14 protein-coding genes are annotated in these 15,762 nt (G+C 51.6%); 10 read left to right on the plus strand and 4 right to left on the minus strand.

The features are described from left to right. Window positions 1-3: 3 nt before the first annotated feature. Together DUT67_RS10365 and DUT67_RS10370 are read right to left on the minus strand one after the other, a co-directional pair. Window positions 4-939, minus strand: a complete 936-nt coding sequence (locus DUT67_RS10365) for a transporter substrate-binding domain-containing protein (protein WP_113628089.1) — start codon at window positions 937-939, stop codon at window positions 4-6. A 22-nt stretch (window positions 940-961) separates the two neighbouring features. Next, window positions 962-2,290, minus strand: coding sequence for an LLM class flavin-dependent oxidoreductase (locus tag DUT67_RS10370; protein WP_048260020.1), 1,329 nt, complete (start codon window positions 2,288-2,290; stop codon window positions 962-964). Window positions 2,291-2,591: 301 nt separating this feature from the next. On the opposite strand from DUT67_RS10370, the gene DUT67_RS10375 reads away from it, so the two are divergent. After that, on the plus strand, window positions 2,592-3,137 hold the full coding sequence (locus tag DUT67_RS10375; protein WP_048260021.1) for a flavin reductase: 546 nt from the start codon (window positions 2,592-2,594) through the stop codon (window positions 3,135-3,137). 260 nt (window positions 3,138-3,397) lie between these two features. On the opposite strand, the gene DUT67_RS10380 is transcribed toward DUT67_RS10375, so the two are convergent. Continuing rightward, a complete protein-coding gene (locus DUT67_RS10380; RefSeq protein WP_048260022.1) occupies window positions 3,398-4,594 on the minus strand; it encodes a M20 peptidase aminoacylase family protein in 1,197 nt (398 codons plus the stop codon). Between the two features lie 283 nt (window positions 4,595-4,877). On the opposite strand from DUT67_RS10380, the gene DUT67_RS10385 reads away from it, so the two are divergent. The 4 genes from DUT67_RS10385 (at window position 4,878) to DUT67_RS10400 (ending at window position 9,315) form a co-directional block, all read left to right on the plus strand. Next, window positions 4,878-5,858 carry an LLM class flavin-dependent oxidoreductase gene (locus tag DUT67_RS10385; RefSeq protein WP_048260023.1) on the plus strand — a complete coding sequence of 327 codons (981 nt, stop codon included), beginning with the start codon at window positions 4,878-4,880 and terminating at the stop codon, window positions 5,856-5,858. A gap of 110 nt (window positions 5,859-5,968) precedes the next feature. Beyond that, window positions 5,969-6,475 (plus strand): ClbS/DfsB family four-helix bundle protein, encoded by a 507-nt coding sequence (locus tag DUT67_RS10390; protein ID WP_113628091.1) that lies wholly within the window; start codon window positions 5,969-5,971, stop codon window positions 6,473-6,475. Window positions 6,476-6,648: 173 nt separating this feature from the next. Further along, window positions 6,649-6,876, plus strand: coding sequence for a hypothetical protein (locus DUT67_RS10395; protein ID WP_048260025.1), 228 nt, complete (start codon window positions 6,649-6,651; stop codon window positions 6,874-6,876). A gap of 486 nt (window positions 6,877-7,362) precedes the next feature. Next, window positions 7,363-9,315 (plus strand): autotransporter domain-containing protein, encoded by a 1,953-nt coding sequence (locus tag DUT67_RS10400; RefSeq protein ID WP_113628092.1) that lies wholly within the window; start codon window positions 7,363-7,365, stop codon window positions 9,313-9,315. Between the two features lie 97 nt (window positions 9,316-9,412). On the opposite strand, the gene DUT67_RS10405 is transcribed toward DUT67_RS10400, so the two are convergent. Continuing rightward, entirely contained in the window at window positions 9,413-10,426 is a 1,014-nt protein-coding gene (locus tag DUT67_RS10405; RefSeq protein WP_113628093.1) for a LacI family DNA-binding transcriptional regulator, read from the minus strand. A gap of 485 nt (window positions 10,427-10,911) precedes the next feature. Between DUT67_RS10405 and ascF the strand changes: the two genes are divergently transcribed. From ascF to DUT67_RS10430, 5 genes are all read left to right on the plus strand, one after another. Beyond that, window positions 10,912-12,372: a PTS cellobiose/arbutin/salicin transporter subunit IIBC gene (gene ascF, locus DUT67_RS10410; protein WP_048260028.1), complete on the plus strand. Its 1,461-nt coding sequence runs from the start codon at window positions 10,912-10,914 to the stop codon at window positions 12,370-12,372. 32 nt (window positions 12,373-12,404) lie between these two features. Further along, complete coding sequence (locus DUT67_RS10415; protein ID WP_113632964.1) at window positions 12,405-13,835, plus strand: 6-phospho-beta-glucosidase; 1,431 nt, start codon at window positions 12,405-12,407, stop codon at window positions 13,833-13,835. 225 nt (window positions 13,836-14,060) lie between these two features. Beyond that, window positions 14,061-14,858, plus strand: coding sequence for a histidinol-phosphatase (gene hisN / locus DUT67_RS10420; protein ID WP_113632965.1), 798 nt, complete (start codon window positions 14,061-14,063; stop codon window positions 14,856-14,858). Between the two features lie 63 nt (window positions 14,859-14,921). Beyond that, entirely contained in the window at window positions 14,922-15,308 is a 387-nt protein-coding gene (locus tag DUT67_RS10425) for a VOC family protein (protein ID WP_113632966.1), read from the plus strand. Window positions 15,309-15,325: 17 nt separating this feature from the next. Next, a complete protein-coding gene (locus DUT67_RS10430) occupies window positions 15,326-15,742 on the plus strand; it encodes a hypothetical protein (protein WP_113632967.1) in 417 nt (138 codons plus the stop codon). Window positions 15,743-15,762 lie beyond the last annotated feature (20 nt).

Genomic DNA, 15,762 nt, shown 5'->3' on the forward strand with positions numbered 1-15,762 from the left:
TTATTAATCGCCAATACCCGGCGGATTCACCACGGACTGTGTGATCTTTTCATCGTCTTCACCCCAGCGATCTAGCACTTGCGCATAGCTGCCGTTATGGATCGCGCCATTGATGGCGGTGCTGATTGGCTGCGCCAAACCGTTACCTTTTTGCGTGGTGACCGCGACATAAGCGACCGTCGGGCCTTTGCCCACCATGCGCGTTTTGCCTGTTAACGCCGCTTTATAAGCGCCGATGGAGTGCGGACCGAAAAACGCATCGACACGCCCGGACTGAATGCTCAAATTGGCGGCGGCATCGTCGGTAACGTAGACTGGCTGTACGGGGGCGAGGCCGTTAGCGCGGTTTTGCCGATCCCAGCCCAGAAGAATGTTTTCCTGATTGGTGCCGGAGCCGACAATCACTTTCAGACCGGCCACGTCTTCCGGTTTGTTGATTGCGGTAATCTTACTGGTCGATTTCACGTAGAAACCCAGCGTATCAATGCGGTATGTGGCGAAATCGAACTTCTCTTTGCGCAGCTTCGTTACGGCGATATTAAAAATAGCGGCATCGTATTTCCCCGCCGTAATGCCCAGCGGCCAATCTTCCCAAGAGGCAGGAACCAGCTTTAGCTCCAGTCCGAGACTGTCGGCCACCAGCCGCGCGATGTCAGCATCGCTGCCGACAATCGTTTTGTTATCGTCAGCCAACAACGACAGCGGTGGTGAGCTGAGCGCCGAGACGGCAATCGTCAGCTTACCCGGCGTCACGAATTTGAAATTAGCCGGGATTTGCGCGATAGCCTCGGCGTTTTTCTCAGTACGAATGGGAACCTGATTGGCCTTGAGATCGATACGGCTGACGAATTCCGTGTCTTGCGCCTGTGCACTTATCGCCAGCGTGGCGCTCAGTAGCGTCGCTAGAACGGTTACAGTGATAAAAGGGGTCTGTTTCACGGTAAATCTCCTGCGGTGCAAACTAGCGCGTGAATTGATTCACCGGATAATCCAGCGCCAGATTTTCCCGCAGCGTGTAGCCGGCATACTCCTGACGGAATAGGCCGCGCTGTTGCAGCAAAGGGACGACCCGATCGACAAAGTGATTGAGTGTATCTGGCGTGCCCCCCTGAATGATGAAGCCGTCTGCCGCGCCATTTTCAAACCAGAGCTGTAAGCCATCCGCCACTTGCTCGGGCGTGCCGCTGAATACTGGACGGGGTGACGCCGCTTCCAGCGCGACCTGTCGCAGCGTTAAGCCTTTTTCCTGTGCGTTGCGTTTGATTTCATCGGTGGTGCTGCGGAAGCTGTTTTTCCCCAGTTCGCCGATATCAGGGAAGGGCTCATCCAGCGGGTGTTGTGAGAAGTCATAGTGCTCGAAATAGCGCCCCAGATAATTGAGCGCGTCCTTAATCGTGACCAACTGCGCCGTTTCCTGATACTGGCGCTCGACGTCTTCTGCATCATTGCCGACAATCACGCTGACGCCCTGGAAGACGTGCAGTTGATCGGCGTGGCGACCGTTTTCTTCTAGCTTCTGCTTCACTTCGCGGTAATAACGCTGCGAGTCTTCCAGCGTGTGTTGATGAGTAAAGATGGCATCGGCGTGTTTAGCGGCAAGTTTTTGCCCGTCCTCAGACGCGCCAGCCTGAAACACAATCGGGCGACCCTGCGCAGAGCGGCCAATATTCAGCGGGCCCTGTACCGAGAAGAATTCCCCTTGATGATTCAGCGTGTGCAACTTCTCAGAATCGAAGAATTGCCCGCTGGCTTTGTCGCGAATAAAGGCATCATCTTCCCAGGAATCCCACAGACCTTTCGCCACCTGAAGGAATTCATCGGCGATGCGGTAGCGCAGCGCGTGTTCCGGGTGCTGTGCGCGGGAAAAGTTTTTTGCCGATCCTTCTAATGGCGATGTCACCACGTTCCAGCCTGCACGACCGTTGCTGAGATGGTCGAGGCTAGCGAACTGCCGGGCGGTGGTAAACGGTTCGGAATACGACGTCGAGAGTGTGCCGACCAGACCAATATGACTGGTGACGGTAGCCAGCGCGGATAGCAGCGTTAACGGCTCGAAACGGTTGAGAAAGTGGGGGATGGATTTTTCATTGATATACAAGCCGTCAGCGACGAAAACAAAGTCGAATTTTCCCTGTTCGGCTTTTTTTACCGCATCTAAAACAAAACCAAAATTAATACTGGCATCGGGGACGACGTTTTTATGTCGCCATGCGGACATATTCCCCGCCGCGCCTTGTAATATTAAACCTAATCTTAATTGCCGTTTTGATGATGTTTGTTTTTTACTCATTATGAGAAACCTTTTATTAATCGAACATACTTTCATGAAGGTGAAAAATTCATTAATAAGCTGGCTATCAATAAACCAACAACAAGCTATCAACAGAGAAAACCATTAATAGATATTCACGCATTCAATGAAAGGTTAATAGGACGTTAAGAGCGTGTTTTCACTATTGATGAGGCGAGGAGTGATGTAAAACAACAAAAATGTATAATGAAATTCAAAAAATTCAGATGATGGCGCGGCTTATTTTGTTAGTATGATGTTAATGGCTATGCCTCTCGCCGTATCTAAAGGATAAAATTTCATGTCTGATTTGACAGTTGAACGACGCGTAACTGTGAATGACGCCGTTCCCTCTGCTACGGTTACCGCCGTTGACCAGCAGGCGTTTCGCGATGCAATGGCAAAGCTGAGCGCGGCGGTTAATATCGTTACTACCGATGGCCCAGCAGGTAAGGCTGGGTTTACGGCGTCTGCGGTGTCCAGCGTCAGTGATACGCCCGGCACGCTGCTGGTGTGTCTGAATCGCGGTTCATCTGTGTATCCCACGTTTCAGGTGAATGAACATCTATGCGTTAATACGCTAGCGGCACACCACGAAGCGCTGTCGTCGCTGTTTGGAAGCCGGTCGTCTACGGAAGAACGGTTTGCGGCGGCGGAGTGGGACGTGTTACACACGGGATCACCCGTATTGCAGGATGCCTTGGTTGCATTTGACTGCCGGGTTGAGGAAGTGGTGAGCGCGGCGACGCACGATATCTTTATTTGCCGAGTGTTAGCGATTAAGCAGGGCGAAAGTACCGATGGCCTGGTGTATTTTTCCCGTGGTTATCATGCGGTTCGTGGTTAATGAAATACATTGACTATACGTTAAACTATATACGCGCGTTGAGCGGTGGTAATGGATAGATCGTAAAGACGCTGCAAGTACCTCCCTGTAAGCTCGAGCCGCGCCATCCCTGGCGCGGACGCTTTACTCTTCTATTCCATTACCCCCGTTTTCGTTCTGAAAATAGGTTTTTCACCAGCTTGCCAACGCGAGTGATTTAGGGAATAGTCCCCTCCGCCCAATCGATCGAGCGGAGGTGATTGTATTTGTAGATCAACGTATTAAGATGAAGAAAACACTGCCTGTGGTGGGGTAACTTTCGTGGTGCGCAAGCGATGCAGTGCGGCTTCCGCTAGCTGTGCAAAGTAGCGTGATGCGGGTGCAATGGCGCTTTCATCTGGATTGAACTGAGGATGATGCAAGCCAAATTCACTGTTTGAGCCAATACTGACGAACGTGCCCGGCACTTCCTGAAGGTAAAGGGCAAAGTCCTCGCCGCTCATTTGCAGTTCGGCGTTTTCCACCTGATAACCTGCGTCTCGGGCAATTTGTTTGCTGAAATCGGCCCATTCGCTGGTGTTCACGACCGCAGGCGGGCCGGGATACCATTTCAGTTCCGCTTTTGCGCCCAGCGCAAGGGCGATCCCGCTAATCAGTTGTTCAATTCGTCCCGGTATTTCTGCACGAATCGCGGCATTGTAAGTACGAACCGTACCTTCCAATTCTACCGTTTGCGGTAGTACGTTCCAGGTGTTACCACCCTGAATACGCGTGACGCTGATGACCAGCGATTCCAGCGAGCTGAAGCTGCGGCTAGGCAGTGTTTGCAGTGCATTGACGATATTACAGGCAGTCACGATGCTGTCGATACCCTGTTCCGGCTTGGCTGCGTGCGCGCCTTTACCAGTAATGTGAATAGCGAAGCGATCCACATTGGCATAAAACGGGCCGCTACGTGTGGCGAAGGTGCCCGCGGGGAGTTCGGGCGCATTGTGCAGGCCAAAAACGGCGGCAACATCGGCGAGCGCACCTGCACGGATAAGCTGTTTGGCACCGGTAGACACCTCTTCTGCCGGTTGAAAAAATAGCCTGATTTTACCTGGTAAGGCATGTTCGCGTTTTTTCAGCAGACAGGCAGCGCCGAGCATCACGGCGGTGTGGAAATCGTGGCCACAGGCGTGCATGACGCCAGCGTGCTGAGAGCGAAAGTCGACATCGACCAGCTCTTCAATCGGTAACGCATCAATGTCGGCACGTAGCGCAATCGTCGGTCCACTGCCGTGACCAATTTCGGCAACGACACCGGTGGTTAACGCAAGGGGCAGCAGGCGGATGTCTTTCTCTTGTAGCCAGCGGGTAATGTGCGCGGTGGTTTGGTGTTCCTGATTGGACAATTCCGGGTACTGATGCAAGTGCCGTCGCCAGTTAATTAACTGTTGCTCAAATGACGTATCACAACAGGGGATAGATTCAGCCATATCAATACACCTCCTTAACAAAATTTAAACATGATAAAGGTAGCCGATAGCAACTCAATGGATAAATACCATCTGGTTATATTTCATGTCTTTTTATGATGGTGTTTTTTGTATTCATTTATTATGAATATTCCTGCTAACAAAACTCATTATTGATATTTATTTTTTATACCTTTATGCAACATTCTTCTTATTCTGTTTTTTGCTATTTCTGTTTTTTGGTTATGACTATTTATTGCTATGAATAGCGCTAACAGATAGCCGATAAAAATAAGGAAACATCGTGGGATATAAGCTCAGTTTATTAGATCAAAGCCCTATCGCCGAAGGAATGAGCGCGGCACAGGCGTTGGCACAAACCGTGTCGCTAGCGAAAGTGGCTGAAGCGCTTGGCTATTACCGCTTTTGGGTTTCCGAACATCATAATTCCGATGAGCTGGCGGGGTCGTCTCCCGAGGTTTTAATCACCTGGCTGTTAGCGCATACGACAACTTTGCGTATCGGATCCGGCGGCGTGATGTTACAGCATTATAGCCCGTATAAAGTTGCGGAGAATTTCCATGTCATCAGCGCGTTGGCAGGCGGTCGTGTTGATTTAGGTATCGGTAAAGCGCCGGGCGGGTTGCCGCTGGCGACACGGGCGTTACAGCAGGAAATCGGTGAGGCGCAGCGGGTCGCCTTCACGGAGAAATTACATCAGCTCAATCGTTTTCTGGATAGCAATGACGGTACGGCAGATAGCCTGAATGCGACACCGCTGCCGGAACATGAGCCACAGCGCTTTCTGCTGGGAGCCAGTCAGGAGAGTGCGAGATTAGCGGCATCGCTGGGCTGGAATTTCGTGTTCGCTGGGTTCATTAACGCCAGCGAAACGCTGCTGACGGAATCACTCTTGAGCTATCGGGAATTGAAACCAGCCAGTGCACAAACGCTGCTGTCGCTGTCGGTGATTGCCGCCGAACGTCATGAGGATGCGGAAGCGCTGGCCAGCACGCAGCATAACTATAAGGTTTATATTGAAAACAAGCCGCCGCTAACGGTAGGCAGTCAGGAACAGGCCGAGAATTTCGTTAGACAGGCAGGCGTGACGGATTTCCGTATCGAACAGGAGCCACGGCATGTGCTTTACGGCACGCCGGAAGATATTCATCAGCGCTTGGAGAGCTATCATCAGCGCTTTGGCGTAGATGAGTTCATTATCCATACGCCCGTGACGTCACCCGGTGAACGTGAGGCGTCGATTCGGCTGTTAGCGCAACGCTGATCAACGGCTAGAAGCGTGAACAATGATGAGAAACGTGAGCGATGACAACGCTGTGCCGCTATGTGAGCAGTAACCTGATTCTGTCTATAGCAGAAAAATGAGGTTATTTGATGGCGGTTCCGGAGAGCAAGGAAGCCTTGATTAAGGCGATCAACAGTCAGTTTGCGCTATTAATGAAGCAGATCGATGCTGTGCCTACAGAGCGAGCATTTTCGCCAGAAATGGCAGGGCATGCGCAGGGAACGCTGATGAGCCCGGCAAATCTGGTGGCGTATTTGCTAGGTTGGGGCAATGTGGTGCTGAAATGGCATGAACACGAAGAGCAGGGCAAAACCATTGATTTTCCAGAGGCTGGTTATAAATGGAATCAGCTCGGCCTGTTGGCACAAAAATTCTATCAGGACTATGCCCCTATTACCGATTGGGCGGAACTGGTCGCACTGCTTGCCGCGAATAAACGGTCGCTCATCGCACTGGTTGAACGCTATACCGATGAACAACTCTATGGCGAATGCTGGTACGGAAAGTGGACGCGTGGTCGGATGATTCAATTTAATACCGCCTCGCCTTATAAAAATGCGGCCGGACGCCTGCGCGCGTGGAATAAAAACAAATAACGGCTTGATAATAAATCAGAATGATTTTGGGTCTTATCTTTCCCCTTATGAGGGCTGCATGAGCGGCGGTTTTTCAGACAAAACCTTACATACTCCCCCTGTTTGACTGTTCTATACTCAGTAATAAGCAAGATAAGTTTTCTTGGCAGATGAGATGAATAGGGGGAAAGAAAATGATTGGTCTCAACCTAGTTTCTCCAGTGTCCTATTACGCCGCGCCTGACAAGCCTGATCATGTCCAAGGCATTTCCCGCTCGTCGCAACTGTCTGGTTACCCTAATCAGGACGCCGCTACCCGGACGCAGACAGCGTACGAAAATAGCGGTTCAGTCTTTAAGCCGCCTATAGCTGATGGGGTGAACCGCCCAACGGCCACTAACCAGCTTAACGTTTACGTTTAAATTTTCTATAAAAATGGGTAATCACGTGCTGTAAACGATCGTTTTCGGTGCGTGTTTTGCCCTTTTTGTCTTTGTTGCATCCTCATAAAAGCCTCTTCATCGCATTTTCATCAAACCTGTCGCGTTTCCATCACCTTTTTTCTTCCCTGCTAATCATTCGCTCGTCTTCTGATGAAATTAGGTTAATTCATAATTAACCCTATGATTAATCTACATTACACAATTCTGATTATTTCCTTTCGATTTGCTGCTTATTGACACATTTCATCACATTTTCTTCTATCCCATAGTCTTGGAATGAATATTGCTGCTATTTTTCTTTCTTTAACAAAGACATGACCTAGATAAGGTTCCTCTGGCGCTGTTGTTGATCATCTCAGGTAAGTGATTCGGGTGACAAATTTGCCTGGAGCAGATTTGAACGCAGCCAACGAACATGCAGCTTGACGTATTACGGGTATATAACGAGAAAAGGGAGTGGGGTGTATGTTGAAGCAAGTAGCTGTTGCGGTAGGGATGGCGTGTTTATGTGTACCGGCCTGGGCTTATGATTATGGTGACTATGCGCGAGAGACAGTGGATACGCTCATTAATGATTATCCGGGGCGCTATCGCGATACGGCAAATTTTGCTGGTGCGGCGGACTGGATGACGCAGCGTATGGCGCCCGGCTATAGCACGGTCAGGCAGGATTTTTCCTGGACGGCAGGCGGTACGACGCGTTCATCACAAAACGTGCTGGCCTCTAATGTCGGGTTGAGCAGTGAATACATCATTACCGGGGCGCATTTTGATACCTTCTTTGGGCGGCCAACGCTGCAAGGGCTGGATGACAACGCATCGGGTGCCGCCATTCTGACGGAAGTGGCGCGTAATTTCAGCGGTATCCAGACGGAAAAAACGCTGGTCTTTGCTGCCTTCGGTGCAGAAGAAGAGGGGCTACGCGGTTCGCGTGCGATGGTTAACGATCTGATTGCGCAAGGAAACACGGGCGATCTTAAGGCCATGATTAACATGGACAGTATGATCACTGGTGACAAACTCTATGCTCACGCTGGCGATAACAGCGTAGCAAATCCCGCTCAGGCAGGCCTGCGTGAACAGACGCTGCGTATTGCAAATGAACTGGGTATCGAACTGTTTACCAATCCGGGGTTGAATGCGAGTTATCCGGCGGGAACCGGCTGTTGCAGCGACGGCGATAGCTTCAATGCGGCGTTTGATATTCCCGTGCTTTATATGGAGGCCACTAACTGGGATATCGGCGATCAAGATGGCTATGAGCAAACCACGAATCCCGCAGTGCCGGGCGGCGCGACATGGCATGATCCCACCGTTGATAACGAAGCCTTTCTGACCAGCGTGTTCGGACAGGAGCGTATCGATCAGCGCCTGCGTGACGTTTCACGACTGGTAACGCGACTGCTGCTGGAAATATCCAATACCGATTTGCTGCACTCGGCGTATTCCGCTGCCGCGACGCAGCAGGCGATGGAAGAGAGTCTGAAGCGTCAGCGTCAGTCATTGAGTGATTTACATAACCAGCGCTGGTTGCTGCTGCAAAATACCGCTCGTAGCGTGGGCACGCTGGATACGGCGATTGGGGTTGAGGGCGATGTTATTCCGTCAAATGGTTTTGATCGCGCACCGCAGCAGCGCTCTCGGCAGGCGATGGCTTATGCACTGATGGATTATCAATTAAGTGACGGTGTCACTATTGGTGGCAGCCTGAGCCTGCTGCGCAGCAAGGATAAGCTGGAGCGCAATGGACATATTGAAAGCGATACCTGGCAAGCGGGTGTCTATGGTTTGCTGAATCAGGGCGGGCCCGTCTGGCTGGGTAGCGAAGTGACGGCGGGTCGTGCGGCGATTGAGTCACGCCGCTCTGTTTACCTGCAATCTGCGGGCGGTCCGGTTTTGTTGGACAACACGCTGGATGGTAATACCGAAGCGCAGTTTATCGGTGCCCGCGTAAGCGGCGGTTATGACTTCCCGATAAGCGGCCTGCGCACTGGCCCAGTTGTTGGGCTGGATTACGCGCGTTATCGCATCAACGCGTTTGATGACAAGGGTAATTTGCGGACTGGCGTGCGGTATGAAAAACAGGATGTCGATTCACTGGAAGCCAGTCTGGGCTGGCGCGTGCGCGGCAAGGTGGAGTTCAGCAACACGATGTCACTACAACCTTACGCGACGGTGGCGTGGGTGCGTGAATTGGCCGATGGGCTCGATTCCAGCTTTACCGTGAAAGATCATGTCGATGGCGCAAACCGCCGCGTTGCGGTGGGAGAACAGGATAAGAATTTCGGCAAGGCGACGGTCGGCGTGCAGTGGCTTGCGGCAGAGAATCTGAATCTGTACTCCGAAATCGGCAGCCGTTTCGGTCATCGTGATGGCGATCAAACGCGCTACAGCGTAGGCGTACAGTGGCAATTCTGAGTCTGTTGATACCGGGTATTTTTGATCACTATTGGTGCTGACATAAGGTGTTAAAACGGGGTCTGAAACGACCCCGAGTTGAGATCAGGCAGGTTGGTTACCCATATGGCCCGTTCTGAATGGAATCCCTGACCCGAAGTTCAGACAAAAACAGGTTCTCTTTCGAGAAATAGCCGCCATCCAGCATAGCGACCAAGCGGTTAATCACTTCGTTGATCATATCGCTCACCGGATCTTTTACGCTGGAGAGTGACGGCTTCAAAAACGGGGCGGTAGGAATATCGTCAAACCCGACCACAGAGACGTCGTTCGGTACGGCAACGCCAGCTTCATCCAACGCTTTTATTGCACCAATCGCCATATCGTCATTACTGGCAAGCACGGCGCTGAACGATACCTGGCTATCGCGCAGGGTAGTAATGGCGAGCGATCCACAGCGCGGCGTCCATTTTCCTCTCACAATCAGTTCATCCCTCACCGCGATGTTAGCTGCCGTCAGGGCATCTTTATAGCCAGAAAGGCGTTCGATAGCGGTCGGTGAATCCAGTGAACCCGTGATAAACGCGATGTCTTTATGACCGCGTGCGATCAGATGCTGTGTGGCGTTATAGCTGGAACCTTTGTGATCGCAGCAGATGCAGTGGCTTTGGTGTTTACGTAGTTTACGGTTGACCACCATGATCGGCTGCTTGTGCTTATCGATGATGTCATCCATCTCATCCACGTTGAGAAAACGAGGGTAGATGATAATCGCATCGCAGCGTAAACCGAGCAGGAATTGAATCGCATCGCGTTCTTCAGCGGCACTGTGTTTACCGTCGACCAGAATTAACTGACGCCCATTGTCTTCGAGCTTCTTGGCGGCCTGTGACAGTAGTTCATTAAAATAGCTGCCGTGATAGAGCGTATTCGTCACCACCAAACCAATGCAGGCTGACTTGCTGGTCGCCAGATTACGCGCCAGTAAATTTGGCTGATATCCCGTCTCTTCAATGGCCTGATAGACCAGCGTTTTGGTTTCTTCACTGGTATAGCCTTTACCTGAAAGCACGCGCGACACCGTCGCTTTTGATACGCCTGCTTTCTTCGCCACTTCCTGCATTGTTGACATGGGACATCCTGAGACGTTGAGTACTTCCACCATTTTACACACTTTATATCCGTCATACTTCAAGTTGCATGTGCGTTGGCTACGCTTACTCACCCGAATCACTTACTTGAGTAAGCTCATCGGAATGCCTTCGCTTGCCGCCTGCCTGAAACTCGAATTATTTAGGATATGGACTGGTAGCAGGGTGATGAGTGCAGAACCGAAGCGATCGAGGGGAATAGCACGCTATTCATGACGATCACGATCACATAAGAAAAATATTCATAACAAAATTATTGAAATTACATTCATATATAAACACTATCATGTGGAACCGGTTACCCATCAGCGTTTCATCACGTTGCATGGAGCAGGGATACCGGCATGAATACTTTCATAACTGTATGAAATTGAATAATAAATGTGCGTATGCCAAACAATGAACTCGCGGTGAGCGGTTTGTTGAAACGGGTGTAACGTGCGCGATTACGAGAGATTGTCTATCCATGTCAAAGAATTATGCGGCTGTATCCCGTTCGATCGTCGATGCCATCGGTGGTGCTGATAACATCGCTGCCGTGACGCATTGTATGACCCGCCTGCGTTTTGTGCTTAAAGACAATGATGCTGCGAATGTTGCCGAATTGAAGGCGATCGGCGGCGTGCTGGGTGTGGTGAAAAACGATAACCAGTGCCAGGTCATCATCGGTAATACCGTTTCTCAGGCTTACGCCGAGGTGGTGAAGCTGTTACCGGAAGGTGCGACTGCTGAAAAAGCGGTGCCGGTGAACAATAAAATTACGCTGCGACGCATCGGTGCAGGGATTCTGGATGCGCTGATTGGTACGATGTCACCGCTTATTCCGGCGATTATTGGCGGCTCGATGGTGAAGCTGCTCGCCATGATTCTGGATATGACCGGGCTGTTTGAGAAGGGTGCATCGACGATCACGATTCTGAACGTGATTGGTGACGGCGCGTTCTTCTTCCTGCCGATCATGGTGGCGGCGTCTGCGGCGGTAAAATTCAAAACCAATATGTCGCTGGCGATTGCTATCGCCGGGGTATTGGTCCATCCGACGTTCATCGATCTGATGGCAAAAGCAGCACAGGGTCAGCAGGTGGTGTTTATGGGGCTGTCGGTCACCGCGGTGAAATATACCTACACCGTGATTCCGGCGCTGTGCATGACCTGGATTCTGTCTTACATTGAAAAATGGGTAGACCGTATTACGCCAGCCGTGACTAAAAACTTCCTCAAACCGATGTTAATCGTGCTGATTGCATCCCCGATTGCCATCATGCTTATCGGGCCGATTGGGATTTGGATCGGTAGCGGTATTTCTGCGGTGGTGTACACCGTGCATGACTATCTGGGCTGGTTGTCTGTTGCCATCATGGGCGCTATCTGGCCGCTACTGGTGATGACCGGTATGCACCGTGTGTTTACGCCGACCATTATTCAAACCATTGCCGAAACCGGCAAAGAAGGCATGGTTATGCCGTCTGAAATTGGTGCGAACCTGTCACTGGGCGGCTCATCACTGGCCGTCGCCTGGCGCACCAAAAACCCGGAACTGCGCCAGACGGCGCTGGCGGCTGCGGCATCGGCCATTGTTGCCGGGATCTCTGAGCCTGCATTGTACGGCGTCGCTTTACGTCTGAAACGTCCGCTGATCGCCTGTTTAATCACCGGGTTTATCTGTGGTGCCGTCGCCGGTATCGGCGGGTTGGCGAGCCATTCAATGGCATCGCCGGGGCTATTCACTAGCGTACAGTTCTTCGATCCTGCCAATCCGATGAGCATTGCCTGGGTATTCGGCGTCATGATTCTGTCCGTCGTGATTTCCTTCTTTGTGACCTTGCTGCTGGGCTTTGAAGACATCCCAGTAGAAGAAAAACCAGAAGAGAAGCGCGTACAGAGCGACGAGGTTTCCGCGCCGCAGCACGCAGCGAACACGAATTAAATGAAGCACTAAATACGAAGGAGAAAGAGCGTATGTCTGCATCAACATTTCCCAATGGGTTCTTATGGGGGGGCGCGATTGCGGCCAATCAGGCAGAAGGCGCGTACCTTGAAGGCGGTAAAGGGCTGACGACGGTGGATATGATTCCCCACGGCGTGAATCGTCTGCCGGTGAAACTGGGGCAAGAACCGCGTTTTGCGCTGCGTGAGGATGAGTTTTATCCCAGCCATCAGGCGATCGATTTCTACCATCGCTATAAGGAAGATATCGCGCTGATGGCGGAAATGGGGTTTACGGTGTTCCGTACCTCCATCGCTTGGAGCCGCCTCTATCCAAACGGGGATGAGCTGACGCCCAACGCGGATGGCATCGCGTTTTATCGTGATGTGTTCGCCGAGTGCAATAAGTACAACATGGAACCGCTGGTAACACTGTGCCATTTCGATGTGCCAATGCATTTGGTCACCGAATACGGTTCATGGCGTAACCGGAAAATGGTGGAATTCTTCACGCGTTACGCTCGAACCTGCTTTGAAGCCTTTGACGGGCTGGTGAAATATTGGCTGACGTTCAACGAAATTAATATTTTACTGCACAGCCCGTTTTCCGGCGCGGGACTGGTGTTTGCCGAAGGGGAAAATCAGGAGCAGGTAAAATATCAGGCCGCACACCATGAACTGGTGGCAAGCGCGCTGGCGACGAAGATTGCGCATGAGGTTAACCCGGAAAATCAGGTCGGCTGTATGCTGGCTGGCGGTAACTTCTATCCGTGGTCGTGTAAACCGGAAGATGTCTGGGCGGCGCTGAATAAAGATCGTGAAAACCTGTTCTTTATCGATGTGCAGGCGCGCGGCACCTATCCGGCGTATACCGGACGATTGTTTAAAGAGAAGGGCATCACGATTGCTTCTGAGCCGGGCGATGACGAAATTCTCAAGAACACGGTAGATTTTGTTTCCTTCAGCTATTACGCCTCCCGTTGTGCGTCGGCAGATATGAATGAGCACAACAGCAGCGCCGCGAACATCGTGAAATCGTTGAAGAACCCGCATATCAAGGCGAGTGAATGGGGCTGGGGGATTGATCCACTGGGCCTGCGCATCACGATGAACATGATGTATGACCGCTATCAGAAACCGCTGTTTTTGGTGGAGAACGGACTAGGGGCGAAGGACGAGATTAACGAGCAGGGCGACATCGATGATGACTACCGCATCAGCTATCTGCGTGAGCACATCAGCGCGATGGCGGATGCCATCGGCGACGGTATTCCGGTTATCGGCTACACCTCATGGGGCTGTATCGATCTGGTTGCCGCATCCACCGGCGAGATGAGCAAGCGCTATGGCTTCATCTATGTTGATCGCGACGACCGAGGCGAGGGGACATTAGCCAGAAAGAAAAAGAAATCGTTCTACTGGTATAAAAAGGTGATCGCCAGCAACGGCGCTGACCTGAGCTGAATAATTCAGTTTAGCTATTCTTGTTATAACCCCCTGACGGTAGCGTTTGGGGGCTATTTTTTTATCCGGAGGTGAAAGTGAGGTTGTCGGTGCTTGTTTTTTCACTCATAATCGAGCGTATTATTATGCTCATTTGTGTGTAATTTAACTGAATCGAGCATTGCTATCTATCAGCCTAATTCTCAGTGATACGATCGCGCAAACGCGATAGGAGGGTAAAACACCATGAGTCAGCCGCTTCCCGATATTGCTTTTTTTCATGAGCTTGCCACGTTAGCCAGTCAAGAAACGTTGCCGCGTTTTCGTTCCCTTAAAGCCAACCAAATTGAAACGAAGCCAAAAGAGGGTTTTCGCTTTGATCCAGTTACGGAAGCCGATCGGGAAGCCGAACGTGTGATACGTGAACACATCACGCGCCATTATCCCGAGCACGCGATTATGGGAGAGGAATTTGGTCTGAGCGGTGAAGGGCCAGTGCGCTGGGTTTTGGATCCGGTTGATGGAACCCGGCCTTTCTTGTGTGGGCTACCCGTGTGGGGAACACTCATCGGTTTGTTGCATCATGAACGTGCGGTGATGGGAATGATGAGCCAGCCGTTTACCGGAGAGTGTTTCTGGGCCGATGGTTCACAGGCCTGGCGTAGCGATCGGCAGGGAGAAACACGCTTAAGTACGCGTAAAGGCGTGTCACTCGAACAGGCGATTCTTCACACCACCGCGCCGGAAGCGCTGAGCATGCATCCGACCGTTCGCTTCGCAGAGCTCACCGAAAGCACACTGATGACGCGTTACGGCGGTGAGTGCTACGCGCTGGCGATGCTGGCGGCAGGCCAGATAGATATCTGCGTGGAATTTGCATTGCAGCCCTACGATATTGTCGCGTTGATTCCGATTATTGAGCAGGCGGGCGGCATCATCACCGATCTCAACGGGCAGCGAGCGGAAGCTGGTGGCACCGTGGTCGCGACCGGTAGTCCAGATCTGCATCCGCAGGTTCTAGCGATTCTCAACGGATCGCGGTAATCGCCGCTGATTTGTATAACAGACCATGGCGATGTGAAAGACAACGATTAAGAAGGAATCATGATGAAAGTGGCACATGTTGCATTATGGACAGCCGATCTGGTCGCACAGGCGGCATTTTGGCAAGAGTTCTTCGCTGCTCAGGTAGGGGAAAAATATGTGAGTCGGAATCGCCCTGGGTTTGAATCGCATTTCGTTCAACTGAGTGAAGGGGCATCCATTGAGCTGATGACGCTGCCGGTGCTGGCAGAAGCGTTCACCAATAAAGAAGGCTGCGGCTGGGCACACGTCGCGATTTCGGTTGGCAGTAAAGCGGATGTGGAAGCGTTAGCCAGCAAAGCAGCGGAACGCGGCATTCTGGTTGCCTCACCTCGTATGACAGGGGACGGTTTTTATGAAGCGATCGTCAGCGACCCTGATGGTAATCTGATCGAGATAACATCAGACTAGCTCGGGAACCTTTTTGTATGCTGCACAAACTGCCTTCATTCGATCGACAACATAGCGCGATGCTGATTTGCGCTGGTGAAATTCGGTTTGGCCCGCCTTATTTTTCGCTATCGATCGATGGCAACGCATTGGAAAATCGTGTTTTCGGCAAGGACATGCTGTGGTCGCCGGATTCTCGTTACCTTGTGGTACAAGAGTGGCTCTCTACGGCCGAACGCGACGGTCCGCAAACGGCTTTGCTGTGTATTGATGTGCTCGAAGAAAGGCAATGCCAGGTTTCTCAGGCTGCGGGGGGATTTATCGTCCCCGTGCGTTTTGAGGACGATAAGTTGATCTATGAAAAACAGTATTTTGGTGCGGAAAGACACGGTAGCACGGAATATGAAATCAGATTTACCGATCTTCCACGCTGGCGTGCGCTACGGCTGCGTTAGCTTTCATCGCTAACCGCATG

It is taken from the genome of Pectobacterium peruviense, from assembly GCF_003312355.2.
Classification (GTDB): Bacteria; Pseudomonadota; Gammaproteobacteria; order Enterobacterales; family Enterobacteriaceae; genus Pectobacterium; species Pectobacterium peruviense.